This window comes from Prosthecobacter sp., assembly GCF_046154365.1.
Classification (GTDB): domain Bacteria; phylum Verrucomicrobiota; class Verrucomicrobiia; order Verrucomicrobiales; family Verrucomicrobiaceae; genus Prosthecobacter.
Genome location: NZ_JBJXFV010000071.1, coordinates 23762 through 48548, shown reverse-complemented (window position 1 = coordinate 48548; position 24787 = coordinate 23762). Strand labels below are relative to the sequence as shown.

At 59.8% G+C, this 24787-nt stretch carries 29 protein-coding genes; 18 read left to right on the top strand and 11 right to left on the bottom strand.

Features of this window, described 5'->3' with window-relative positions:
- Positions 1 to 37: 37 nt before the first annotated feature.
- Positions 38 to 535, bottom strand: coding sequence for a hypothetical protein (locus ACKVY0_RS09660; protein WP_409214605.1), 498 nt, complete (start codon positions 533 to 535; stop codon positions 38 to 40).
- Positions 536 to 694: 159 nt separating this feature from the next.
- Between ACKVY0_RS09660 and ACKVY0_RS09655 the strand changes: the two genes are divergently transcribed.
- Both ACKVY0_RS09655 and ACKVY0_RS09650 read left to right on the top strand, forming a co-directional pair.
- A complete protein-coding gene (locus ACKVY0_RS09655; RefSeq protein ID WP_409214604.1) occupies positions 695 to 1300 on the top strand; it encodes a hypothetical protein in 606 nt (201 codons plus the stop codon).
- Positions 1297 to 1482: a hypothetical protein gene (locus ACKVY0_RS09650; RefSeq protein WP_409214603.1), complete on the top strand. Its 186-nt coding sequence runs from the start codon at positions 1297 to 1299 to the stop codon at positions 1480 to 1482. Before ACKVY0_RS09655 ends, ACKVY0_RS09650 begins: the two co-directional genes overlap by 4 nt.
- Positions 1483 to 1555: 73 nt before the next feature.
- On the opposite strand, the gene bioD is transcribed toward ACKVY0_RS09650, so the two are convergent.
- The 4 genes from bioD to cdaA all read right to left on the bottom strand — a co-directional run bounded on the left by bioD (position 1556) and on the right by cdaA (position 4652).
- Positions 1556 to 2176, bottom strand: a complete 621-nt coding sequence (gene bioD, locus ACKVY0_RS09645) for a dethiobiotin synthase (protein ID WP_409214602.1) — start codon at positions 2174 to 2176, stop codon at positions 1556 to 1558.
- A 123-nt stretch (positions 2177 to 2299) separates the two neighbouring features.
- Positions 2300 to 3661, bottom strand: coding sequence for a phosphoglucosamine mutase (glmM, locus tag ACKVY0_RS09640; RefSeq protein ID WP_409214601.1), 1362 nt, complete (start codon positions 3659 to 3661; stop codon positions 2300 to 2302).
- A gap of 33 nt (positions 3662 to 3694) precedes the next feature.
- On the bottom strand, positions 3695 to 3859 hold the full coding sequence (locus ACKVY0_RS09635; RefSeq protein ID WP_409214600.1) for a hypothetical protein: 165 nt from the start codon (positions 3857 to 3859) through the stop codon (positions 3695 to 3697).
- Positions 3837 to 4652, bottom strand: a complete 816-nt coding sequence (cdaA, locus tag ACKVY0_RS09630) for a diadenylate cyclase CdaA (protein ID WP_409214599.1) — start codon at positions 4650 to 4652, stop codon at positions 3837 to 3839. Before cdaA ends, ACKVY0_RS09635 begins: the two co-directional genes overlap by 23 nt.
- Positions 4653 to 4756: 104 nt before the next feature.
- Here cdaA and priA point away from each other — a divergent pair, with 104 nt between their 5' ends.
- From priA to ACKVY0_RS09580, 10 genes are all read left to right on the top strand, one after another.
- Positions 4757 to 7090, top strand: a complete 2334-nt coding sequence (priA, locus tag ACKVY0_RS09625; protein WP_409214598.1) for a primosomal protein N' — start codon at positions 4757 to 4759, stop codon at positions 7088 to 7090.
- Positions 7091 to 7295: 205 nt separating this feature from the next.
- A complete protein-coding gene (locus tag ACKVY0_RS09620) occupies positions 7296 to 7658 on the top strand; it encodes a hypothetical protein (RefSeq protein ID WP_409214597.1) in 363 nt (120 codons plus the stop codon).
- An 11-nt stretch (positions 7659 to 7669) separates the two neighbouring features.
- Entirely contained in the window at positions 7670 to 8206 is a 537-nt protein-coding gene (locus ACKVY0_RS09615; RefSeq protein ID WP_409214596.1) for an STAS domain-containing protein, read from the top strand.
- 37 nt (positions 8207 to 8243) lie between these two features.
- On the top strand, positions 8244 to 9692 hold the full coding sequence (locus tag ACKVY0_RS09610) for a PP2C family protein-serine/threonine phosphatase (RefSeq protein WP_409214595.1): 1449 nt from the start codon (positions 8244 to 8246) through the stop codon (positions 9690 to 9692).
- Between the two features lie 28 nt (positions 9693 to 9720).
- Positions 9721 to 10278, top strand: coding sequence for a nucleotide exchange factor GrpE (locus ACKVY0_RS09605; protein ID WP_409214594.1), 558 nt, complete (start codon positions 9721 to 9723; stop codon positions 10276 to 10278).
- 36 nt (positions 10279 to 10314) lie between these two features.
- Positions 10315 to 11475 (top strand): molecular chaperone DnaJ, encoded by a 1161-nt coding sequence (gene dnaJ, locus ACKVY0_RS09600; RefSeq protein ID WP_409214593.1) that lies wholly within the window; start codon positions 10315 to 10317, stop codon positions 11473 to 11475.
- Positions 11476 to 11503: 28 nt separating this feature from the next.
- Positions 11504 to 11692 carry a hypothetical protein gene (locus tag ACKVY0_RS09595; RefSeq protein ID WP_409214592.1) on the top strand — a complete coding sequence of 63 codons (189 nt, stop codon included), beginning with the start codon at positions 11504 to 11506 and terminating at the stop codon, positions 11690 to 11692.
- Between the two features lie 171 nt (positions 11693 to 11863).
- Entirely contained in the window at positions 11864 to 12766 is a 903-nt protein-coding gene (gene cyoE, locus ACKVY0_RS09590) for a heme o synthase (protein WP_409214591.1), read from the top strand.
- Positions 12767 to 12778: 12 nt separating this feature from the next.
- The gene (locus tag ACKVY0_RS09585; protein ID WP_409214590.1) at positions 12779 to 13486 is read left to right on the top strand and encodes an SCO family protein; all 708 of its coding nucleotides are present in this window, start codon (positions 12779 to 12781) and stop codon (positions 13484 to 13486) included.
- Between the two features lie 3 nt (positions 13487 to 13489).
- Positions 13490 to 13924: a DUF420 domain-containing protein gene (locus tag ACKVY0_RS09580; protein ID WP_409214589.1), complete on the top strand. Its 435-nt coding sequence runs from the start codon at positions 13490 to 13492 to the stop codon at positions 13922 to 13924.
- Between the two features lie 6 nt (positions 13925 to 13930).
- Here the strand turns inward: ACKVY0_RS09580 and ACKVY0_RS09575 are convergent, their stop codons facing one another.
- From ACKVY0_RS09575 to ACKVY0_RS09555, 5 genes are all read right to left on the bottom strand, one after another.
- Complete coding sequence (locus ACKVY0_RS09575; RefSeq protein ID WP_409214588.1) at positions 13931 to 14239, bottom strand: putative quorum-sensing-regulated virulence factor; 309 nt, start codon at positions 14237 to 14239, stop codon at positions 13931 to 13933.
- 101 nt (positions 14240 to 14340) lie between these two features.
- Positions 14341 to 15387, bottom strand: a complete 1047-nt coding sequence (locus ACKVY0_RS09570) for a 3-deoxy-7-phosphoheptulonate synthase (protein WP_409214587.1) — start codon at positions 15385 to 15387, stop codon at positions 14341 to 14343.
- 44 nt (positions 15388 to 15431) lie between these two features.
- Positions 15432 to 16007, bottom strand: coding sequence for a hypothetical protein (locus ACKVY0_RS09565; protein ID WP_409214586.1), 576 nt, complete (start codon positions 16005 to 16007; stop codon positions 15432 to 15434).
- A 42-nt stretch (positions 16008 to 16049) separates the two neighbouring features.
- Positions 16050 to 17429 carry an APC family permease gene (locus ACKVY0_RS09560; RefSeq protein ID WP_409214585.1) on the bottom strand — a complete coding sequence of 460 codons (1380 nt, stop codon included), beginning with the start codon at positions 17427 to 17429 and terminating at the stop codon, positions 16050 to 16052.
- 66 nt (positions 17430 to 17495) lie between these two features.
- On the bottom strand, positions 17496 to 18272 hold the full coding sequence (locus tag ACKVY0_RS09555; protein WP_409214584.1) for a TerC family protein: 777 nt from the start codon (positions 18270 to 18272) through the stop codon (positions 17496 to 17498).
- Positions 18273 to 18356: 84 nt separating this feature from the next.
- On the opposite strand from ACKVY0_RS09555, the gene ACKVY0_RS09550 reads away from it, so the two are divergent.
- The 6 genes from ACKVY0_RS09550 to ACKVY0_RS09525 all read left to right on the top strand — a co-directional run bounded on the left by ACKVY0_RS09550 (position 18357) and on the right by ACKVY0_RS09525 (position 22203).
- Positions 18357 to 19331 carry an amidohydrolase family protein gene (locus ACKVY0_RS09550; protein WP_409214583.1) on the top strand — a complete coding sequence of 325 codons (975 nt, stop codon included), beginning with the start codon at positions 18357 to 18359 and terminating at the stop codon, positions 19329 to 19331.
- A 71-nt stretch (positions 19332 to 19402) separates the two neighbouring features.
- A complete protein-coding gene (locus ACKVY0_RS09545; protein WP_409214582.1) occupies positions 19403 to 19597 on the top strand; it encodes a hypothetical protein in 195 nt (64 codons plus the stop codon).
- A 255-nt stretch (positions 19598 to 19852) separates the two neighbouring features.
- A complete protein-coding gene (locus ACKVY0_RS09540; RefSeq protein WP_409214581.1) occupies positions 19853 to 20812 on the top strand; it encodes a 2-dehydropantoate 2-reductase in 960 nt (319 codons plus the stop codon).
- 195 nt (positions 20813 to 21007) lie between these two features.
- Entirely contained in the window at positions 21008 to 21307 is a 300-nt protein-coding gene (locus ACKVY0_RS09535; RefSeq protein ID WP_409214580.1) for a hypothetical protein, read from the top strand.
- A complete protein-coding gene (locus tag ACKVY0_RS09530) occupies positions 21307 to 21723 on the top strand; it encodes a PIN domain-containing protein (RefSeq protein ID WP_409214579.1) in 417 nt (138 codons plus the stop codon). Before ACKVY0_RS09535 ends, ACKVY0_RS09530 begins: the two co-directional genes overlap by 1 nt.
- Before the next feature lie 15 nt (positions 21724 to 21738).
- Positions 21739 to 22203, top strand: coding sequence for a hypothetical protein (locus ACKVY0_RS09525; RefSeq protein WP_409214578.1), 465 nt, complete (start codon positions 21739 to 21741; stop codon positions 22201 to 22203).
- Positions 22204 to 22207: 4 nt separating this feature from the next.
- Here the strand turns inward: ACKVY0_RS09525 and ACKVY0_RS09520 are convergent, their stop codons facing one another.
- Positions 22208 to 24772 carry a discoidin domain-containing protein gene (locus ACKVY0_RS09520; protein WP_409214577.1) on the bottom strand — a complete coding sequence of 855 codons (2565 nt, stop codon included), beginning with the start codon at positions 24770 to 24772 and terminating at the stop codon, positions 22208 to 22210.
- Between the last annotated feature and the right edge of the window lie 15 nt (positions 24773 to 24787).

Here is a 24787-nt window from a genome sequence, read left to right as displayed (position 1 = left end):
AAAGGGGTCGCTCAGGTGGATTAGAGTTGGAGCTGGGTTACTTGGCCTTGAGGGAGCCGATCAGGGCGCCAATGGCCGCGCCGTGTTTGTCGCTGCCCTCTTTGGAGGAGATGCAGGACAGCAGGATGAAGTTCTTGGCCCCTGGTTTGGCGAGCAGCACGAGATTGATGAAGGCCTTGCCATGCTCGTCTTCACCTTGGGCATTGAGAATGGCGATGCTCAGGCCGTCTTTTTCACCCTTCTCCATCTCGTCATACTTCATGTTCTTGAACTCAGACATGGTCTCCTTGGCTTCTTTGACGGCGGCATCGAAGCTGTCCAGCGTCGCTTCGAGATCGACCAGTTCGACGATCACACTGTCGTCATCTTTGGTTGGCGTGGCCATCAGGCCGTCGTCGTCGAGATCCACCGTCCAAGTGTCAGGCAGGGAGAGGGTGAGTACAGGGGCCTCCTTCGGATAATCGACCGCTTTGTCAGCGAAAGCGAGCGGAGCGCCCATCAGGGTTGCCAGACACAGAATGAGGGAGGTTTTCATGATGTTTTGGGGTGGTGACGAACTTGTGCTGGCCAGTGCTGCGATTGAACGGCTCGTGGGAATCTTGTCAACCCACACTCCGCGACGATTTCAAAATCTCGCTGAAGGACGAAACAAGACGTTCTTGCAGATACACGCGGTGCTTGTCACACTGGCCCGATGATCGCGTCTCCCAATATCCTCACGCCGCAAGGTGAGCAACCAGTGCGGATCGAATTCGGCGCTCCGCGTGATGATGCCGCAGTCAGAGCGTGGCGGGCGGGGTCAAAGCATCGCCTGCCCAATGCGGCGGCGGATGCGGTCGAGTTTGCCAAACTGGCTGGCAAGCGCTGGCGCTACTACTTGAAGCGTGATGAGGCCGCCACCAGCCTGCGTGAGTTGCAGGACAAGCTGAAAGCGCAGCCGCAGGGCGAGATCGGTTTCCTGCTGGTGGCGCGACCCACCTGGAAGCCAGCACCATCCGTGCTGGGCGTTGCTTGGTGCCGCCGGACGTGGTGCAATCACATCGTTCTCGATTTTCTGGCGGCGCATCCGCTGACACTTGATCCGGCGAACGGCTACAAGGGCACGGGCGTGGCCTTGCTTCGCACCTTGGCGATTGTAGCCCAGCGCATCGGATGCCCGCTCGTCTGGGGCGAAGCCACGGCAGTGTCAGCCCCGTTCTATGAAAAAGTGCTTGGCGGCCAGAAGATTCAGGATCATTTCTTCATCCGCCAGGAGATGATTGATTCTCTGCAAAGAAAACTCACCGCCTCACAGCTATGAAAAAGAAACCCGCAGCCGCCACCGTCGTCGAGAGCAATGTCACCGATTGGATTCGTGAACTGTGGGAGGCCGAGGCGAAATACACCGCCACGGTTGGCAGTCGTTTGAAGTTTGGCCTGCCGCTGACGCCTGCGAAGCCCAGGAAGCGGCGGAAGGCGGTGAGAAAAGCTGCCAAGGTGTGAGTGAGCGATGCCGAACAAGGTGTCGGGGGCTCCGACCCCGAAACTGGGGAGTCAGAGACTCTCCCTCCTTGGCTCACAACGGCCACTCGATCTCCGTCTCACCGTGCATGATTTCGGCGAGAACGGGCACGTCGAGGAAATGTTCTAGCACCATGCGATTGCTGATGCTGGCGGCGTCGCGTTCGTCATGGACGTGATTGAGGATGATGCCCGCGCAGACGAGGCCGCGGGCCTGGATGTTACGCACGGTGAGGATGGTGTGATTGAGGCAGCCGAGCTTGTTGTTCACGACGACGATGACGGGCAGCGCGAGACGCTGCGCAAAGTCAGCCAGCGTCGAAAACTCATTCAGCGGCACTTCCCAGCCACCCGCGCCTTCGACAAGCACATGCTCGTGCTTTTGCGTGAGTTCATGAAACTTGGCGATGATGTCGTTCAGCTCGAAGCGGCGGTTTTCCATCAAAGCAGCGGCGTAGGGCGCGGCAGGCACCTTGAGCCAGACCGGATTGACCTCCTCGACAGTCAAACCGTCGCTGCTGGCGTTGGCGAGATGGATCGCATCATCGCGTGAGCCGCAGACGAAGGGTTTGAAGCCGGCGACGCGTTTGCCAGTTCGTTTCAACGCCTCCAGCAGCAGGCAGGTGACATAAGTCTTGCCTGCGTCGGTGTCGGTGCCGGTGATGAAGTAGTGCATGGTGGCGAGTTGGAGCGTGAAGGTGTTGGCGGGGGCGGGGGAAAGTGCTCAGTGCTCAGTCATCAGAACTAAGCACTAAGCACTAAGCACTGAGCACTTCTTGGCACTCACCAGCACGCTGAACTACCCAATCTGCGCAAGGATCGCGGAGGCGATTTTATCCGCCTGGGCTTCCAGGTATTCGACATCGCGGCCTTCGACGAGGAGGCGGATGAGCGATTCGGTGCCGGAATAGCGCAGGAGCACGCGGCCGTAGTCGCCGAGCTTCTTTTCGGTCTCCTTCATGATTTTCTGCGCCTCGACCAGCTCTTCGATGGGCGGCTTGGTGCGCACGCGGAGGTTGCGCGAGCACTGCGGGAATTTTTTCAGGCACTTGCGGAGCTGGCTGAGCGTTTCGCCGGTTTCCTTCATGATGCGCAGCACTTGCAGGCCAGCGATGAGGCCGTCGCCGGTGGTGGCCCAATCGCCGAAGATGATGTGGCCGCTCTGCTCGCCGCCGAGGTTCAAACCGCGTGAGCGCATTTCTTCGAGCACGTAACGGTCGCCGACGCCGGTGCGGATGACACGGCCACCGAGGCGGGAGACGAGATCATCGAGGCCGTAGTTGCTCATTACGGTGACGGCGAGCGTGTTCTGCTTGAGCGTGCCTTTGCGCAGCATGGCTTCAGCGGCGATGGCCATGAGTTCGTCGCCGTCGAGGGCGATGGCTTCTTCATCGCAGAGGGCGATGCGATCGGCGTCACCGTCATGCGCGATGCCTGCATGCGCCTGAGATTGACGCACGATACGTTCGATCTCCTCGGAGTGCGTGCAGCCGCACTCCTCGTTGATGTTGAAACCGTCCGGCTCGGAGTGGAACACCTGCACATCGGCACCGAGCTGCTCCAAGGCGAGAGCGCTGGTGTAGGAGGAGGCACCGTGCGCGTTGTCGAGCGCGACGCGCATACCATCAAGGCGCACGCCTTCCATCGAAGCGACTGCATGCTTAACATAACGCTCCACACCGTCGGCGAGCGTGGTGATGCGGCCGATGCCACGGCCTTCGGGGCGGGGCGTGTCTTCATTGCCGAGGACGAGGCGCTCAATAGCGATCTCGGTCTTGTCGTTGAGCTTGTGGCCGTCGCCATGGACGAATTTGACGCCGTTGTCTTTAAAGGGGTTGTGCGAGGCCGAGATGATGACGCCGAAATTCGCACCAAGCTGAGCGCTGAGCATCGCCACGGCGGGCGTGGGCAGTTGGCCGGCGAGAATGACATCAACGCCGGCGGAATTGAGGCCCGCAGCGAGCGCAGACTCGAGCATTTCACCCGAAGCACGCGTGTCGCGGCCCAGCACGACCTTGGGACGCTCCCCGCCCTCCGGTTTGCCGCCGAGCACGACGGCAGCGGCCTGCGCGAGGCGCATGACGAACTCAGGGGTCATAGGGTGACGGTTGGCCACGGCACGGACGCCGTCGGTGCCGAAGAATTGGCGCTTTTCAGACATAGGCGCGCGTTCTAACGCAGAACGTCGCCAGTGTCAAAGCCGTGCGGCAGGCGCGGGCCGGGCGCTGGGGTGCGGCAGCGTGGAGCGTGCGTCCTGTGCCTTAATCATGTACCAGAACAGAAACGCCAGCAGCAGCGAGATGAGCTTCTCGCGCCAGTTGCGGGTGAAGAGTTCTTTAAATCGATGCCCCCAGTTCATGACTGTGACTGCCCTCCGGTTGTGCGTCCGTATGGCTCCCGCCGGAGCCTTCATTGAGGATTTCGTTGATGCGCTGGCGCAATTCGTCCAGCTCCAGGTCGTGTTCGAGCTTGCCCTGGTAGCAAAGCGAGAGGGCGCCGCTTTCTTCCGATACGACGAGCGCGATGGCGTCCGTTTCCTCGGAAATACCCATGCCAGCGCGATGGCGCAGACCGATGGCGCGGTCCTGGATGTCCTTCTGGCTCACGGGAAATACACAACCAGCAGCGGCGAGGCGGCCTTGGTCGATGATCGCGCCGCCATCATGCAGCGAGGTCTTGGGATGAAAAATCGTGGTGATGAGTTCCACCGTGATCACCGCATCCATCTCGACGCCGGATTCAGCATACGGTTTGAGATCAATGCCGCGCTTCAAGGCGAACAACGCGCCGCAGCGACGCGACGAAAGCTGCTGCATGGCCTCCATTAAAACGTCCAACGCCTCGGGATCAGGCCGGTTGAAGGAAAAAATACGGCTGCTGCCCAGTTCGGCCAGCACACGACGCAATTCCGGCTGGAAGATGATGACGAGCGCAATGGCGAGGAAGACGGAGAAGCGCTGCAACAGCCCGCTGATCACGGAAAGATCCAGCAGCAGCGAAATGAGCGCCAGACTCAGCAGCAGCACGAGCAGGCCGGTCAGGATGCTCGCACCACGGGTGGCACGGAAAAACAGGTAACCATGATACGCCAGCGCGGCGAGGATGATGATCTCCACGCCGTCACGCCAGTGCTCTGTCAAAAAGTCCCACATGCCTTCGTTCCGTGCTGCTGCGTGGGAACGATGGCACGGGGTGGTTCGTTTCTCAAAAGAAGATTCGTTTTGGCGATGGATTCGCGGCAGCTATGGATGCAGCGATGCCGCCAGCCGCCTCCAGCACTCCCGCCAAGCCCAAACAGAGCGATCTGTTTGGCGCGGAGACGGCTGAGGTGGAGATGGCTTTAGGAGCAACAGGCATCGCACGTGTGCAACTCGAGGACGCGGGAGCGATGGAGCTGGATTATGGCATTCCCGAGGCGCTGGCGGACAAAGTCGTCATTGGAACACGGGTGATGGTGCCGCTGCAAAACCGGCGGGTGAACGCGGTGGTGCTCGCCTTGCTCGATGAGTCGCCGCATCGCGGCAAACTCAAGGAAATCGCCTCGATCATCGGGCAACGGCCCATGTTCACGCCGGGGCTGGTTAAATTGGCGCGTTGGATTGCGGAATACTATGTCGTCTCGCCGCATCAGGTGTTGCGCACGATGCTGCCACAGGCGGTGCGGGATAAACCCGGCAGTTTCGTCATGGACAGCCATCTCACGCTCGTGAAGGAGCCTGCGCCAGCCGAGTTTGAGAAGCTACGCAGCAAAGCGCCGATGCAGGCACGCGTGCTGGATATTCTGCGCAGTTGCAAAGGCGAGGCGACGCTGAGCCAGATTCGCCAGGATGTGCCGCGTGCGGCCACGATCCTCAAACCGCTGCTCAAAGCGGGCTGGATCACCCGCAGCGAGGTGCGGGTGGAGCGCGATCCGTTTCATGACGAGCAGTTTTTGCCAAGCCAGCCGCTGACGCTGACGGAGGAGCAGCAGGCGGCGTATGATCGTATTTTGAAGGTCATCGAATCGCCGGAGAAGTCGAAGCCGATCCTACTGCATGGCATCACCGGCAGCGGCAAAACGGAGGTGTATTTGCAGGCGATTGCCCGCGTGATCGAGCGTGGCGGCACGGCGCTGGTGCTAGTGCCGGAAATTGCGCTGACACCGCAGACGATTGAGCGCTTCAAGGCACGGTTTTCGTCGATCAAAGACCGCATCGCCGTGCTGCACAGCCATTTGAGCGATGGGGAGCGCCACGATGAGTGGTTTAAGATTCACGAAGATCGCGCGGACATCGTCATCGGAGCGCGAAGTGCGATTTTTGCGCCTCTGGAGCGGCTGGGCATCATCATCGTGGATGAGGAGCATGAACCGTCGTTCAAGCAGGACGAAACGCCGCGCTACCATGCGCGGGATGTGGCAGTGGTGCGTGGCAGCCTGGAAAAATGCGTGGTTTTGCTTGGCAGCGCGACACCGAGCCTGGAATCGTTCGAGAATGCGGCCAGCGGCAAGTACGAGGTGCTGCATCTCACGAAACGCACCGATGGCCGCACGCTGCCGCTGATCCGCATCGTCGATATGCGCATGGAGCGGCGCAAAGGCACGGGCACGAGCGTGGCGAATGCTGGAATCCTCTCCGAGAAGCTGCGGGCGGCGATCACGTCGCGGCTGGAGAAAAAGGAGCAGACAATCCTGTTTTTGAACCGCCGCGGCTTCAACACCTCGCTGACCTGCCTCGGCTGCGGCGAGACAGTGCAGTGCCAGGATTGCAGCATCCCGATGACGCTGCACAAGCACGAGAACCGCTTGGTTTGCCATGTTTGTGGCTCAAGGCGGCTGCCGCCGACGAAATGCCCGGCCTGTCAGGAACCGGGGCTGAAATTCACCGGATTCGGCACCGAACGCGTCGAGGCGGTGGTGCGTGAGGTGTTTCCGCAGGCACGTATCGCACGGGTCGATACCGACACGATTCAGCGCAAAAACCAGCTCCGTGATCTGCTGCGGGAGTTTCGGGCGCAGAAGATCGACATCATGATCGGCACGCAGATGATCGCGAAGGGCCTCGATTTTCCCAATGTGACACTCGTCGGCGTGCTGAATGCGGATCTGGCGCTGAATCTGCCGGATTTCCGTGCCGCCGAGCGCACGCTGCAACTTTTGGTGCAGGTGGCAGGCCGTGCGGGCCGTGGCGAGGTTAAAGGAGAGGTCGTAGTGCAAACGTATGCGCCGCACAGCCCGGCGGTGCAGTTTTCCCGCCACAACGACTTCGAAGGCTTCGCGCAGCAGGAACTGGAGCAGCGCCGGGCGTTTCATTACCCGCCGTACACGCATGTCGTCCTGCTCGCCAGCCGGGGAAAACATCAAACGATGGCTGAATTTGCCCTGCAAACGCTGCATCGGCGGCTGTTGGTCGATCTGCCAGAAAAAGTCATCATGGGAGAGCCTGCGCCGTGTGCGATGGCGAAGGCGCATGGGCAGTTCCGTTATCAGCTTTTGCTGCGTTCGTCGAAAATTCGGCCGTTATGCCGCCATATTCAGCAAGTAATCGTGGCCACCAAGCTGCCAGCGGACGTGATTGTGACGTGGGATGTCGATCCAGTCTCACTTTTGTGAATTTTGGCTGGAGAGTGTGAAGAATCGAAGGGGACGTTGACATCAGGCATCCCGATTCAATATTCCACGCTCCATGACGACAGCGACACGCACCCCCTGCCTCCGCCTCGGATGCCTTGCCATCCTGGCCCTTTTGCTTTCTGCGTGTTCGAGCGCGGTGAATGGACCTGGAGGGCGCATCGGGAAGGTGAAGTATTATCACCTGATGCCGAATTACACACCCCGGAGTCTCGATCCGACGATTCTGTTTGAACAGCAACATCATCTCCACGGCGCAGTGACGCAGGCACAGATCAAGGAGCGTTTCGGCCACTACTATACGGTGTTCTGGAAGGCGGATGACCGTACCGGCCCGGTGACGGTACGGTTCGAATACCAGCAGGCGCTCTCCGGCCTGAGCAAGCGTGTGCAGGAGCAGGTCGTCGATGACATCCACCGTAACAATATTTCTAAATTTCAAGTCACCGGCGCGGAATACTCCAAAAGCGGCCGGGTGATTTCCTGGCGCGTGAGCGTCATGCGCGGCAAGGAGGAGCTGGTGAGTCAGCAGTCCGCGCTCTGGAACTAACCCTGCACCGCATGACCCCTCCCGCTCATATTCTCGTTGGTACCGTCGGACGTGTGTTTTGGATGAGGGTGGACGGCCGCGGCACGTTTCAAAACAGCCTGCAGGCCAAGAAAGCGCTCCAGCGGGTGATCGCTCAAGGCACGACCAATCTCGTCGTCGATCTGGAGCGCTGTCCGATGATGGACTCGACGTTCCTCGGCATGCTGACCGGAGCGGCGCTGAATTTGCGTGAAGCGGGCAGCGGTTCATTGAGTGTTTTGAATGCGAACCAGCGCAACCTGCAACTGCTCACCAGCCTGGGCCTAGACCACATCCTGGAGCTTGACCGTGACGGCAAGCTCTGGCTGGACGAGCGCAAGCAGGCCTGCGACGCGCTCCAGCATTGCGGAGAGAGCAGCGCCGAATGCAAAGAAGTGCAGACCCAGCATGTGCTGGCCGCGCATCAGGCCTTGGCGGATGTGAGCGATGCGAATGAATGCCGCTTCCATGACGTGATCGAATTTTTGGCCAAAGAGCTGGAGGCAAGCACGGCTACTGTTCCCGCCTGAGGCACCCCCGGATGAGCCGGGCGTGCCGTTTGAACCCATGACCACTGCTCTTCTTGTCCTGATCGTGCTGCTGATGACGGCGGGACTGGTGATGCTGGCAAAGGTTGCACGCCAGCAGAAACATGCGCTGGTGGCGCTGCGTGCGGAGGAGGAGGCCATCGTGGCCGAGGAGCGGCGCATGTTTCATTACCTGCACGATCTCGGCGAGGCGATCTGGCGTGATGACCAGCAGGCGTCGATGTACCGGCTGATCGTCGAAGGTGCAGTGCGTGTGACCCAAAGCACGGGCGGTGCGCTGTACCTGCTCGACGAGGCCACACAGCAACTGGTGCCGCGGCATTATTCGGACTTCTGTGCGCCGCTGATCGCCGTGCCGGAACGGGTGCAGCAGCAGATGAAGGAAAACTCAGCCACACTGCTGAGCACGCTGCGCATGCATGCGGTGACGGTGGATCAGGGTCTGCTTGGCGGCATTTTCACGCAGCAAAAAACCGAATTGATCCCCGATCTGGGCGTCGAGGCACGTCTGGGCTCTCCCCTGATCCCGTCGCAGCAAAACGTCATCGCCATGATCGGCCCGCTGAGTTTTGGCACGCGCCAGCTCGGGGTGCTGGCCGTCACTTCGTCCAAGAATTCCCGCAGCTACAACGCGAATGACTTCGAGGTCTTCAACTCGCTCATCGAGCAGTCCGCCTTCGCGCTGGCGAATGCGATGTCGCATCAGGAGGCGGCCAAAAACCGCATGGACCAGCAGGAACTGCTCAACGCCAGCCAGATTCAAAAGGTGCTGCTGCCGGACCGCGATCCCGACGTGCCGGGCTTTGTCATTGCGGGCAAGAACATCCCGGCCCGCACGCTCAGCGGTGATTACTTTGATTATTTCAAGCTGCCCGATGGACGTTTCGGCGCGGTGATCGCGGATGTGTCAGGCAAAGGTCTCGGTGCCGCCATGATCACCGTCATGTGCCGAACGCTGATGCGGGCCAAATCGCAAACCGCCACCTCGCCCAGCGCCGTGCTGGCGGCCGTCAACCGTCAGATCGCCCCGGACATTCGCGAGGACATGTTCATCACCATGTCCTACGTCGTGGTGGACCAGGACGGCTCGAAGCTCACACTCTCACGCGCCGGTCACAATGCCGCGCTGCTTTGGCGCAAGGCCACGGGCAAGGTCGAGGCGATCCATCCGCCCGGCCTCGGTGTCGGCATCGACAAGGGCGCGGTGTTTGAGCGTGTCACCAAGGACGAAAGCTTTGAGATGCAGCCCGGCGACTGCCTGCTGCTCTACACCGACGGTGTGAATGAGGCGATGGACCCCAAAGGCATCGAATTTGGTGAGGAGCGGGTGCAGGAGGAACTGGCCAAGCATGCCCCGCACGGCCCAAAGGCGGTGATCGGCGGCATTATTGCTGATCTGGAGCACTTTTTGAAGGGGCGGCGCTCACACGATGACATCACCTTGATTGCCATGCAGAAGACGGCATAGTCGCGGCCCCCCAAATACCCGCAAAACTATGACCGAGCCGAGTCCCGAGACGACCCAGCAATTACCGCCCGAAGACGTTGCCAATCCAGAAGTTACCGCTCCTGCCGAAGAGGCAGCGCCGCTTGATCCCATCACCGCGCTGACGCAGGAAGTGGATCGCTGGAAAGACCTTGCCTACCGCAGCCAGGCAGAGCTGGACAACTTCCGCAAACGCTCCGCCCGCGAAGCCCAGGAAACCCGCGCTTATGCCAATGCCGACCTGCTGCGCGCGTTGTTTCCCATCATCGACAATTTTGACATGGGCCTCGAAGCTGCTCGTGCTGAATCCGAGAAGTCGATGATTTTCATGGGCATGAGCATGGTGAACCGCCAGATTCAGGACTTCCTGCGTGACAGTGGCGTGATGGAAATCGATTCCCAAGGCAAAGCCTTCGATCCGAACGTGCATGAAGCCGTGGCCCAGGAGGTCAGTGCCGAAATTGCCGAAGGCACCGTCATTCGCGTGACGCGCCGTGGCTACAAGCTCAAAGATCGCATGCTGCGTCCGGCCAGCGTCATCGTTGCCAGCGGTCCTGCGGCTGGTTGATCTCAAATTTCAAATCTCAGATTTTAAATCAACCCCATGGCTGACAAACGCGATTATTACGAAGTGCTCGGCGTCTCCCGCGACGTTTCTCCCGAGGATTTGAAAAAGGCCTACCGCAAGCTCGCGGTGAAATTTCACCCGGACAAAAACCCGGACGACAAGAGTGCCGAAGGCAAATTCAAGGAGGTCGGTGAGGCCTACGATGTGCTCAGCGACGATCAAAAACGCGCCGCGTATGATCGCTACGGCCACGCCGCTTTTGCCGGTGGCATGGGCGGCCCGTCCGCCGGTGGCGGCGGTGGTTTCCACGATCCCTTCGACATCTTCCGCGAAGTCTTCGCCGGTGGCGGCGGTGGCGGCATCTTTGAACAGTTCTTCGGCGGTGGCGGTGGAGGCGGCGGTCGTCGTCGCGATGGTCCGCAGCGTGGCAGCGACTTGCGCTACGGCATGGAGATCAGCCTCGAAGACGCCGCGCATGGCGTGGAGCGCGAGATCGAATACGAGCGCAGCGCCTCGTGCAAACCCTGCTCTGGCACCGGTTCCAACAGTGGCGGTGGCGGCAAAAAAACCTGCCGCACCTGCGGCGGTGTCGGTCAGGTCATCAGTTCACGCGGCTTTTTCCAGATTCAGCAGACGTGTCCCGATTGCAGCGGCAGCGGCGAGACGATCAGCGATCCCTGCCGCACTTGCAGCGGCACCGGGCGCTCCAAAGAACGCACCAAAGTGCGCGTCAAAGTGCCCGCTGGCATCGAAGACGGTTCGCGCCTGCGTTCCAGCGGCAATGGCGACCTCGGCGTCAAGAATGGCCCTGCTGGCGATCTCTACATCGTCGTCCAGGTCAAAGCGCACGAGATCTTCGAGCGCGAAGGCAACGACCTGCACTGCGACATGCCGCTTTCCTTCGCTACCGCAGCTCTCGGTGGTGAAATCACCGTGCCAACAATGGAAGCCAAGGCTGCCGTCAAAGTCCCCGCTGGCACGCAGAACGGCACCACCTTCCGTTTGCGCGGCAAAGGCATGAAAATCCTCGGCGAAGACCGCTTTGGTGATCTCTACGTCCACGTTCAGATCGCCGTGCCAACGAAGCTCAGCGCCGAACAACGCGAGAAGCTCGATGAATTCGCCAAATCCCTCGGCGAACAAACATCTCCGATGGAGGAGAGCTTCTTTGAGAAGGCGAAAAAATTCTTCCGTTGAGCCTGCCGACCTGAACGTTTTCACCGGCATGCCCACCCTGCCCACAGCACAAGGAAACCATGAAGCAGCGGTCAAATCCTTGGCCGATGCAGTGGATGCTGCTTGGTGGAGTCAAAATCGCGGCCGCATTTTGAGCAAGATCAACATTGTGATTGAGCATGGCGGCCAGCCATCAGCGCCCTCCCTCTCCCCGCCTCCGACATTGTCTGCGCGATGATTTGATTCGGGGAGAGGGCTGGGGTGAGGGGCAAGCAAAAACCATCGCACGCAGTGATCCGCATCCAAGAAGTTATACAGCCAGCTTGATGTCATCAAATCGTTGCCAGGAGGGGACAAGCGGCTTGCGATAGCGCCAACCCCTCAGCACTATCAATCTCCCTCTCTGCTTATGACCACCCGCGACCTGCTGACCCTGACGAAGTTCCGCCTCAGTGCGCTCGTCATTGTCACTACGTTCGTTGGATTCTGGCTGCGTGCGCCGCGTGGTTTCGACGGCTGGCTGCTGGTGCATACGATCATTGGCAGCACCCTCGCCGCATTTGGTGCCGCCACGTTCAACCAGCTCATGGAAATCGAGCCGGACTCGCGCATGCAGCGCACGGCGGATCGTCCGCTGCCGTCTGGACGCGTCAGTCCGTCCACCGCTTTCGGCATTGGCTGGCTGCTCAGCGCCTGGGCGCTGATTCATCTCACGATTCGCGTGAACATGGAGGCCGCGGCTCTCACCGCGCTCACACTGGCGGTGTATCTCTTCATCTACACGCCGCTGAAACGTCAAAGCGCCACCAACACGCTCGTCGGTGCGGTTTCAGGTGCGTTGCCGCCGCTCATCGGCTGGGCCGGAGCCGCAGGACCGCTGCCCGCCTCGGTCACGCCACATTTTCGCTGGGAACTCATGCTCGAACCGGGCGCGATCTATCTCTTCCTGCTGCTCTTCCTCTGGCAGTTGCCGCACTTCCTCGCCATCAACTGGATGTACCGCGACGAATATCGCAAAGGCGGCTTCGTCATGCTCGCCAACGATGATGAGCAAGGCGCGCGCACTTCGCAGCATGCGCTCGCGTATGCGGTCAGCACCGTGCTGCTCATGTTTTACCCGGTCTATGCCGGTGCGGCGCATGCGTGGTGGTTTTTGCCACCAGCACTGCTGCTCAGCGGCTGGTTGTGCGTGCTCGCATTGCGTTTCAACCGACTGCCGGAACGCCCCACCGCCCGCAAGCTCTTCTTCTGCACGCTGATGTATCTCCCGGCCATTCTGCTCGTCTCCATCCTCGCCTGGAAACGCGCGTAACCCGCCAACGCCATGAACGAACCTCCCGCCAAAACCAAACTCAGTCCCTGGACGATCTGGGTGCCCATCATCATCGCCGCGCTCGGCATTGTCGTCTTTTACAACTACCTCATCTATCGTTCACGCATCGACAAGGTGGACCGGCCACCGGTGATTGGTCGTCTCGAAAAAGACCTCGAACTCACCGAGCGTAGCGGCAAGACCGTCCATCTCGCCGACTTGAAGGGCAAGGTTCTCGTCATCTCCTGGGTCTTCACCCGCTGCCCGCGTGGTTGTGCCGCCGTGATCGCGAAATTGAAGAAACTGCACGGGGAATTCGCCAACGAGCCCAATTTACAGTTCCTCAGCTTCACACTCGATGCCGAGGACACGCCGGAGATGATGAAAAATTTCGCCACCACGCTCGGCATCGCGGACGACGCCAACTGGTGGTTCCTCAACGGCGAAAAAGACGCGGTGCGCAAGTTCATGACCAGTCAGGTGCAGTTCCGTCCCGTGCAGGACATGCCTGTGGCTGATCGCCTCTCGCCCGATGACAAATACATCCACGATCTCCGCGTCGCCGTCATCGACCACCTCGGCCACGTGCGTGGTCTGGAGGACATTTTGAATCCTGATCCCGAGTTCGCCAAATTTTGGGACGAAAAACTGCGCAAAGACCTGCGCTACCTACTTAACGAGCAGAAAAAGACCCCCTACCAGCCGGCTGGCACGAAGTAAGCCATGACAGTCCTCGAACTCCCCAAGCTCTACACGATTTTCAACGGCTGCGCGCTGCTGCACATCATCATTGGCCTCATTATGATCAAGATCGGCCAGAAGAAGGCCCACATCGCCAGCATGGTCATCGCCCTGTTGTTCTCCACCGCATTTCTCGGCTGCTATCTCTATTACCACTATCACGCCGGTCATGTGAGATTCGCGGGCACCGGCATCACGCGTCCGATCTATTTCACGATCCTCTTCACCCACATCCCGCTGGCCATTCTCACCGTGCCCCTGGTCATCATGACCGTCGTGCCGGCGCTGCGGCACCGTTTCGACCAGCACAAGCGCATGGCGAAGTGGACCGTCCCTGTCTGGCTCTACGTCTCCCTCACCGGCATCATCGTCTATCTGATGTGCTACGTCTGGTACGGCCCGCCGATCCGCGGGTAAACGAGTTTACTCCTCAAACGTCCACGACTTCCGCTTCGGTGGTTTGAGGTCTGTGCGGCCATTTCGCTTCCGAAACACGTCGAACACGATGTCGGAGCCATCCGCCTTCATCTGATGCACCATGCGCAGCAGCTCGCCGAGGCGTCCCTTCGGAAATCCCGCTTTGTTGGCGAACCAACCGAGGTATTCCGCCGGGATGTCGTAAATCGGCACTCCGTTCGGCGGGAAGTGCTGCGGCCCGTATTTGCCAAACGGCATGCAGGTGCGCCCGATCTCCTCAAGATCGGAGCGCATGCGTTGAGCAAGGTCGTCCATGAATGGAATCATGGCCTACGGAACACGCGGAAGACACGGAAAAATGGGAAACCCATTCTGGCAGACCTTTCCGTTTGTTCCGTGTGTTCCGTAGGCTGCTTTCAGGGCTTCAAAGTCGCATGCGCTTCACGCAGCAGCGCATCTGTCGTGTCCCAGTCGATGCACGCATCCGTGATCGACTGCCCACGCACGAGTTGATCGAGCGGCTGCGGGAATTTCTGGCTGCCGCCGACGAGATTGCTTTCCAGCATCGCGCCGATGATGGCCTTCTGGCCTGCGGCACGCTGGCGCACGATCTCGCGGAACACATCCGGCATGCGGCGGTGATCCTTGGCGCAGTTGCCGTGGCTGGCATCAATCATGATCGCAGGCTTGAGTTTCGCGGCTGCAAGATCAGCCATGGTTTCGTTCACGTTGTCCGCGGCATAGTTCGGGCCGCTTTCGCCGCCGCGCAGGATGAGGTGGCAGTCAGGATTGCCGCAAGTGGTGACAGCGGAGGCGATGCCGTCTTCGCTGACACCGAGGAAGGTCTGCGGTTGCATCGCGGCCTTGATGGCGTTGATGGCGGGCGTGATGTGTCCAAACGTGCCGTTCTTGAAGCCGAGCGGCATCGACAGGCCGGAGGCCATCTGCCGATGCGTTTGTGACTCCGTCGTGCGCGCACCGATGGCGCTCCACGAGATCAAATCTGCGATGAACTGCGGTGTGATCGGATCCAGCAGCTCCGTGGCCGTTGGGAGGCCGAGATCGAGCACATCGCGCAGAATTTTGCGAGCGAGGCGCAGGCCATCGGGGATGTTGCAGGTGCCGTCGAGGTCCGGGTCCATGATCAAGCCCTTCCAGCCGACGGTGGTGCGCGGTTTTTCAAAATAGACGCGCATGACGATGCACAAGCGGTCGTTCAGCTCCTTTGCCAATGCTGCGAGCTTGCGCGCATACTCCAAACCAGCCTCGGGATCGTGAATCGAGCACGGGCCGAGCACGACGAGGAAGCGCGCGTCACGACCGAAGATGATGTCGCGGATTTCGCGGCGTGAATTGGCGATGAAGGCCGCCTGGGCCGCAGTGGGAGCAATTTCGGTCATCAGGCTGCGCGGCGTGGGCAGCGGGATGTTCGAAGCGATGTGGAGGTTGGCGGTCTGGCTCATGGAAAGCCGCCCATAGCATCACGCTGCGACTTGCTCACGCGGAATTACCAGCAGATAGACGTGCATAGAACTCGATCACTGTCTTTGAGGCGATGATGGCGGTCTTTGTCCGGGATCGAAACTGCATCCCGATCAATCGTCAGTCTTTCTTTGGCAGGCCACTGCTTCCCAACTGCGACAAAAAACCCACAGTATCTGTTGCTCAGTTCCCTCCGCCCCAGCGGTTTCAAACCTGCCAGATCCACAAGCAAACCAAGGGATGTATCTTCAGGGAGATGATAGTGTCCTGGCCGCTCAAAGCCGCGCAGGACAAGCACATGAATTGTTCCTGGAAGATGATCCCCAAATGTCGGCAGCTTTTGCGGATCAATCGGGGTGGAAGATGTGCAACCAACGAGACACACCACCATCATCAGAAGCGCAGACTTGAAAATCAAGTGGTGCCAGCCATGCGCTTGAATTAGCTCTAACGAACGTTCGATGGCGCGATGCGTCAGCGCTTCGTCGGAGACGTAGGCGACCTGCGGCGGAACCTCGGAATGACCGGCGCGGGCCTCGGAGACGAGTTTCCTGAGCCTTGAGCCGGGTCTTTCGGGCTGGAGTTCATCAAGCTTGGACATGGCAGCAGTTTAGGTGCTTGCTTCGGATTTCACAACCGTGGCTCATTCCTCAACCACCACCGGATTCTTCGGCTTGAGCACGGCGTAGAGCACGAGGCTGATCAAGATGATGGCTCCGGCGATCAGCGGTGCGGTTTGCTGGGCTTTGTCGGCGCTGGTGATGGCGGTTTGCACGCGCACGATGATGAGCATGGCGCAAACGATGGCTCCAAACACGGGAACGAGCAGCGGTGGCTCGAAACCGCCGCGTGGCTCGCCGGGGCGGCGTTTGAGGACGACGAGCGAGATGTTGACGACGGTGAAGACGATGAGCAGCAGCAGCACGGTGGACTCCGCGAGTTGCTTGACGCCGCCGCTGAGGATGAGCAGCGAAACGATGCCAAAAAGCACGACAACCGCGACGTGCGGAGACCGACGTTTCGCGTGGATGCTGCCGAGCACGGCGGGCAGCAGGCCCTGGCGGCTCATGCCGTAGAGCAGGCGGGAACCCATGAGGTAATTGAGCAGCGCGGTGTTGGCGATGGCGAAGATGGTGATGCCGGCGAAGACCGGCTTGATGCCGGTGAACCACGGCGCGGCGCGGCGGGCCACCTCCATGAGTGGCGCATCACTTTTCGCGAGTTCCTGCCACGGCACGACGGAGACGGCGGTGATGGCGACGGCCATGTAGATGCAGGTGGCGAGGATCATCGCGCCGATGAGGCCGAAGGGGACGTTTTTGGCGGGATTTTTGACTTCCTCGCTGACGTTGAGGATGTCCTCAAAACCGATGAAGGAGTAAAAGGTGAGCACCGCGCCCTGCATGATGAGCGCAAAGGTGATGCCGGAGCCGACGCCGCCTGCCACGGTGTCACCAGGCGATTGAAAGTAATCCACGCTGCCCCAATAGCGCACGCCGACGGCGATGATGAACAGCAGGCCGCTGGCCTCGATGACGGTGCATAGGATGTTCAGCCACATGCTCTCGCGAATGCCGCGATAAATGACGCAGCCGACGAGGAACACGACGCCGATGGACATGAGCTTGATGCTGGTGGGGTCCAGGCTCCAGGCGAAGAGTTCTTTGAGTTGCCCGACGATAGCCTGCGAGCCGGTGGCCATGCTGGTGAGGCCGCTCATCATCACAGCGATGCCGATGACGTAACTGAGCAGCGGCTTGCGCAGGCCACGCTGCGTGACATACGCCGCGCCCCCGGCTTTGGCATAACGCCCGCCCACGCACGCATACGAGAGGCCGGTGAGCATCGCGCCGATCATCGCCATGAGGAAGGCCAGCCACACGGCGTTGCCAAGGCCGGCCGCCGCTTTACCGATGAGGGCGTAGATGCCAGCGCCGAGCATCGAGCCGAGGCCGTAAAACATGATCTGCCAGCCGCCGATGGTTTGGATCAGCGCGGGTTTTGAGGCGGTGCTTTCGGTCATGCTCCGCTACTAGCCGAGATCGTGCCGTGCTGGAAGGTAAAAAAAGAAACCGCCCGCATCCCCTGTTCAGGCTTTGGCGGCGGCCTTCTTTTTTGCCTTCAAATTCAGCAGTTCCACGGCCATCGAAAAACCCATGGCAAAGTAGATGTAGCCCTTTGGAATTTCGAAGTGGAAGCCTTCGCCGATCAAGGCGGTGCCAATGAGGATGAGGAAGCTCAGCGCCAGCATTTTCACAGTCGGATGACGTGACACGAAATCGCCCACGGCCCTGGCAAAGATCATCATGAAACCCACGGAGATCAGCACGGCGGTCACCATGATGGAAATGTGTTTCACCATGCCCACGGCCGTGATGACGGAGTCGAGCGAGAACACGATGTCCAGCAGCGCGATCTGCACCATCACAGCGCCGAACGCGGCACCTTTGCTCACGCTGTCACGCACTTCGCCTTCGGGATCACCCTCCAGCTTTTCGTGAATTTCATGCGTGCTCTTGTAGATCAGAAACAGGCCGCCAAAGATGAGCACGAGATCCTTGCCGGTGATCGTGTGCCCCAGCAGTGCAAAGAGCGGCGTCGTGAGCGACATCACCCAGGTGATCGAGAGCAGGAGCAGGATGCGGGTCAGCATCGCCAGCGCCAGGCCCAGGAAGCGTCCGCGTGGCCGCTGTGCCTCGGGGAGTTTCTCCACCAGGATGGAAATGAACACGATGTTATCGATGCCCAGGACGATCTCGAGCACACACAGGGTCAGCATCGCGACCCAGGCCTCCGGGGTCGTGACCCAGGAGAAATCAAACACGTTTAAGTTGGCGGTTACAGCGGCGGTGGCGGAGGCAAGCATCAGGGCGCGATGGTAGCGGAGAAAACAGAATCGGCAAATGCTGGCGAAATGAATGCGAAAACGGCTCGTACAGCCCCCACCACCATGCATCGCCGCCAGTTTCTCCACACCACGTCCGCCGCCGCCCTCACGGCCTCCTCCTGTGCCACCCTCACCGGCAAACCCGATGCGCTCATCATCGACACCCATCAGCATCTCTGGGACCGGCGCGTTTTGCATCTCCCGTGGCTCGGTGGAGCGCCGGAGGTGCTGCGGCATGATTTTGTGACCACCGACTACTTGAAGGCCACCGCGGGCCTGAACGTGAAGGCGATCTATATGGAGGTCGATGTGGCTCCGAGTGATCACATCAAGGAGGCCGACGGCATCGTGGCTCAATGCCAAGCCGGCAACACGCCAACCATCGCCGCGACCATCGGTGGTCGGCCCGCGTCAGCGGAATTTGAGAGCTATGTGAAGCGCTACGCGAGCAACGGCATCGTCAAAGGCCTGCGCCAGGTGCTGCATGGCGGCTCCACGCCTCCCGGGTTCTGTTTGAGCAAAGACTTTGTGCGCGGCGTGCAGACGCTCGGCAAACACGGCCTCAATTTCGAGCTGACCATGCGCCCCACGGAGCTGCACGATGCCGTGAAGCTCATCCGGCAATGCCCCGACACACGCTTCGTGCTCGACCACTGCGGCAACGGCGATCCCAAGGCCTTCAATCCCAAACTCGGCCCCGGTTTGAAGCGAAGCTGCACCGCCGACGAATGGAAGCGCGGCATTGATGCTGTCGCTGCCTCACGTGCCGATGTGATGTGCAAGATCAGCGGCATCGTCGCCTTTGTCCCGCCTAGCCAATGGCACGCGGAAGACCTCGCTCCCGTCGTCAATCACTGCCTCGACGCCTTCGGCCCTGACCGCGTCTTCTTCGGCGGCGACTGGCCCGTCTGCCTCCTCGGTAGCCCCGTGCGCGGCTGGGTGGATGCGCTGAAGCAGATCGTGTCTTCACGCTCTACCAGCGAGCAGCGGAAGCTGTGGAGCGAGAATGCGACGCGGTTTTATGATTTGAAGGCGTAGGTGCCTTTCAAGCGCGCACTCTAAGGCATCTCGACGGTTGAAAATCCGATCCTCGTGGCTAGCTTTGCCTCATGAGTGCCACCGCCATGCTCCAGTTGAAACAGCAGCTCTCCACACTGACCGAGAAAGAGCGGCAGGAAGCATCTGACTTTTTGCGCCGTCTCAAAGAAAACTCACCTGCCTGGCAAAAGGAGATGACTCGTCGCATGGCTGAAATGGACGCTGGAAAAAAGTTTCGCCTCAACAAACCTGTCACCCACGCGTGAGATGGCCTCTTTTCAGTATGAGCCTGTGCTCTCTGTGAATGCCTGGGAGTTCCTGTGTTCGCTTTCGCGAAGGAAGCAACAGCGACTCACCAAGATAATCTACCAGCTTGCGGAACAACATTGGCTTCTGGGCGACTATCGAACAACCGACAGCGCTGGTCGATTTCTGGAGCACCTTCGTGTTGAGGGCTTTCGGATAACCTACTGGGCCGATGGCCCCGTGAATGAACTCCGAATTCTCGACATCGCCGATTTGTGACGAGCAACACGAAAATAATTGAGGATGGCAGATCCTGCAGCATCGCCATCATCGGCTCCGGCGCGGTGGGCTGCTACTATGGCGGCAGACTAGCGCAGCATGGCAATGACGTGCACTTCCTCATGCGTTCAGACTTCGATCATGTGCGCCAGCATGGCCTGCAAATTCGCAGTCCTTTGGGCGACTTCGAGTTGCCTCATGTGCCATGCCATCTCACCACGGCGGACATTGGCCCTTGTGACCTTGTCATTATCGCGATGAAGGCCACCGCCAATGAAGCGCTGCTGGACTTGCTGCCGCCGCTGCTCAAACCGGACACCATCCTTCTCACACTGCAAAACGGCCTCGGCAGTGACGACTTCCTCGCACAGCACTTTGGCTCACAACGCGTGATGGGTGGTCTTTGCTTCGTGTGCATCAATCGCATCTCGCCGGGAGTCATCCACCACATTGCACAGGGCCAGATCGCCCTCGGAGAGCACCATGGCCCGCCTCAGGCACGCACACATGATTTGGCTGCCGAGTTTCAGCGCTGCGGCATCGAGTGTCATATCGAGCCAAGCCTCATCGCCGCACGTTGGAAGAAGCTCGTCTGGAATATCCCCTTCAACGGCCTCTCCATCGCCGCAGGCGGCATCGACACCGCCGCCATCCTCGCTAATGCCGCGCTTGAGCGACGCGTGCGGGATTTGATGCGCGAGATCATCGACACCGCCAACCAACTCGGACACGACATCCCGCTCAGCCTCATCGACACCATGATCGAGCGCACGCGCACCATGTCAGCCTACAAGCCGAGCAGCCTCATCGACTTCCTCGCCGGTCATGAGGTGGAACTCGATGCCATCTGGGGCGAGCCCGTGCGCCGCGCCGCCATGGCAGGCATCAGCATGCCCACGGTCGAGGAGTTGTATCAGCAGCTTTGCAGCGCCGTCAGCTCCAGGCAGCACGACTGATTATTCCACCAAATGAATGCCTTGATGAAACCACAGAGGCACGATGGACGCAGAGGAAAGCCAATGAATTTCAGACCTCTGTGTCCATCGTGTCTCTGTGGTTCACTCTTAATCGGTGGAATAATCGCGCCTGTCCAGGCAGTCAGTCTGAGCTTGAAGTATTGCCAAGCAGCCATCCGTGTGACAGGATTGGGCATGAGCACCACGTTATTCATTGATGCCAATGGCAGTGCGGTCATCCCGCCTGCGCTACTGCAAATACTCGGCCTCAAACCCGGCGCACGGCTCCAGGCCGATGTGAGTCCTCAGGGTATCGCGCTGAAACCAGCAGTTCATGTGGTTGAAGCGGCAAAAACAGAGGGCATCCAGTTTGTACGCAAAGGCAAACGCCTCGTGGCGGTGGGCGCGGAGCCTTTCAGCGCCGTCGAAGCCATCGCGGCGGCCCGCGATGAACGCGATGAGATGCTGCTGGCGTATCGTGACAAGGATTCCTGATGCACGCTGTGGATTCATCTGTCCTGATCGCCTCGCTCGTGGCCTCAGAGGCGTTTCTTCAAGCATGCCTTCGTTTGCTGGAGGCGGAGCCTCATGCCATTTTCGATCACGGCCTGACCGAGACCTTCAACACACTCACCGGCGGCAAGATCAAGCCGCGCTTCCAGTCGTCTGATGCCGCGCGGTTGATTTCAGCCAATATTGAGGACGACACACGCGTGTTAGAGCTACCACTCAAGGCAAGACTGGCCGCCTTTGACGAGGCCGAGTCACGCGGCGTCCGCGGCGGAGCCATCTACGACTACCTGCATCTCGCCGCCGCCCGCCATCATGGCATGGAGAAATTCTACACGCTGAACATGAGCCACTTTCAGAGCTTCTGGCGTCCGGGTGATCCTGAGATTGTGCATCCGTGAGATGAGACACAACTTATGAACGAAATCATCACACTAATCTCCGGGGCTGCGACTGCGTTTGGAGTTCTTATTGCCGCTTGGCAACTATGGCTGGCTCATCGGCAAACCATCACTGCATTCGAGGACTCATTTGCTCGCGAGTATCGTGAGCTTGCCGCAACACTGCCAACCAAAGCGCTCTTGGGTGATCCACTCACCGAAGAAGAACACGCCAAACACTTCGACGAATTCTATCACTACTTCGATCTCTGTAACGAACAGGTTTATCTGCATTTGAGCGGACGCATCACCAAACGCACGTGGAGGTTCTGGCGTGATGGCATTGCATCGAATATGAAGCGCCAAGCATTTGCACGCGCATGGTGGGAGATTGCAAATCGAGCTGGTCCCGATTTCGCAGAATTACGTAGATTCTTCCCGCCAACATCGCCTGTGCAGAGTTTACCTTCTCATCAAGCAGTCGAAACTGTAACAGTGTAGCGTCTTACTTCACCGCTCCAAGCACCTGAAGCTCGTGGATGGACCAGAAGGTGCCTTTGGCTTCGCCGAGTTGGGAGATGCGGATGGATTTGGCTTTCGTGGGCTTGGTAAAGAGGTGGTCGATGACTCCGGCTTCGCCCTCGCCTTGCAGCGTGGGCTTCTCCCATTCGGTGCCGTTGGAGGAGAGTTCGATCTTGTATTGGCGGGGGTAGTCGTTGCGGGATTTGCCGGTTTCGAGGATGAGGCCGGTGATGTTGGTGGGCTCGGGGAGGTCGATTTGGAACCACATGTCGGGGCTTTGTGCTTTGCGAGTGTCCCAGCGGGTGGTGAGGTCGCCGTCGATGGCTTTGGCGACTTCTTTGTCGTTGTGGCTGGCGGTGAGTTTCCACGCGGAGCGGTTCGGCAAAGGCTGCGGGTAGAGGGTGTGGAGTTCTTCGATGGTCCACGGCGTGGTGCGTTTGCCGAGTTCTTTGCGCAAGGCGGCGACTTCCTTGTGGGTGATGAGCTTGCCGCTGTTGCCAAAGGCTTTGCGGATGTAGCTGGCGACATCGGCGATCCATTGATCGTCAAAGCTGGCCATCGTGACCATCTGCGCCTCGTAGGTTTTTCCGTCGATGGGACCTGCGAGACCATTGAGCATGACACGCACGATGGCATCGCCCTGCACGGCGGTGCGTGATCCGGCGAGCGGTGGGGCGAGTGTGGCACCTTCGCGACCAGCGATAGGCATGCCTGCGCCATCGAAGCCGTGGCAGGCGAAGCAAAGCGAGCGGAAGATCTCCTGGCCGCGCTCGAGCTGCTTCTTTTTGTCCTTGGTGAAGCTGCCGCTGATCTTCGGTGCCTCGACGAGCAACTGCGCACCGATTTCCTTCACGCCGACGCTGGCGGAGGTCATGAGCGTCATCTGCGCTTCGTCTTTCCACTTGGGCCAGTTCAGGTGTCTGGCGGTGTAGAGCGTCTGGAGCACCACGGTGGGGTCTTTGTCGGCCTTGAGGGCTTTGATGTCGGCGATCAAAGCGGTGTCGCCTTTTTTGAGCAGCGATTCGGCGACGCGGATGCCGCTGGCGCGGACTTGCGCGTGCTCGTCCTTCATCGCGCTGTGCAAAAGTTCAGGCGTGATGGCATCAAGGCCTTCGAGCGTCCACAGCGCGTGGAGGCGCGCGAGGTGGTTGTCGTGTTTCAGCAGGGAAAGGAGCGCAGGGACGACGGATTTGTCGCCTTTGACGATGAGCATGCGCTGCGCGGTATCACGCCAGAAGCCGTTCGGATGCGTGAGATGCGCGACGAGTTGTGCCGGTGTTTCGCCGATCATTTTCGGCTGCGGACCGGGTTTGAAGTCCTTGTGCACGAGGCGCCACACTCGGCCGTGGCCGGTGACGTGCTGCATGCCGGTCGGCTCGATGGCTCCGCGGAGGAAACTGCCCGGTTTCACCCAATTCCCCTCCTGAATGATGCCGCGATACGCATCGACGATGTAAAGGCAGCCGTCGGGGCCGGTGGTCATGTTCAGTGGGCGGAAGTTCGGATCGCTGCTGCGGATGAACTCGCTCATCTGCTCCTCATACGGGTTCGCGACGGTGGTGATGCCGTCTTTGATTTCCACCGTGGCGCGACGGATGAGACGGCCCACGGGCTCAGGCAGGAAGACGTTGCCATAAAGCTCCTTCGGCAGGCGGTCACCGCGATACACGGTCTGTCCGGCGCAGCCAGTGAAGTGGTTCAAGCGCTTGTCCTCCGGCGAATGGAAGCGTCCGGGGCCGCCCTGGAAGTCGCCGAGCGCGACGATGGGCCACACGGTGTCGAACTTCTCGCTCTTCTGCTGCTTCACATTGATCGCGGCATAAAGAATGGGCGCTTGGTAGTTCCACAGGCCTTTTTCGCCGCCCGCATTGCTCCACCACATCTTGCCGTAATCATCCTGCGCCAATCCCCATTGGCCGCCATTCGGCGCGGTGTTTTCTTTGAGCGCAGGCTGCTTCTCGCCAGCCCAGCGCAGGCGATAGCCGTTGTAGGTGGTGTAAATCCAGTTATCCAAGCCCCACACGAGACCGCTGGGCTGATGCTCCATGTTCCCACCACGCGGTCCGCCGACATACCAGGGCGACTTTTGATCCGCCACGCCGTCCCCATTCGCATCGCGATGCAGCGTGATGTCGTTCGTGTCCGTGATGCCGACAAGCACACGATCATCCAGCGGCAGCACCATGCGCGGCAGCAGGATGTTATCCATATAGACGCTGTGCTTGTCGAACACGCCATCGCCCTTCGTGGATTCATGCAGCGAGATGCGGCTCTTCGGCGTGAGTTCGTCCGTGCCATCGATGTCCTGCATGTAAGTGCGCATTTCGACGACGTACATTTTACCATCGCCATCAAAAGCGATCGCCATCGGCTCCTTGATCAGCGGATCACTCAAAACGAGCTCCAACGAGTAGCCATCCGGCAGTTGGATGGTCTTCAGCTCTTCCTCCGGCGTCTTGGCCTGAATGGGGAAGGTGTAAGTCGCATTCGGTTCAGCGAATGTAGCAGCACTCGCGAGCGCGAGAAGGGAAAGTAGGCGGAGGGTCATTTTGAGGGGCGCAGT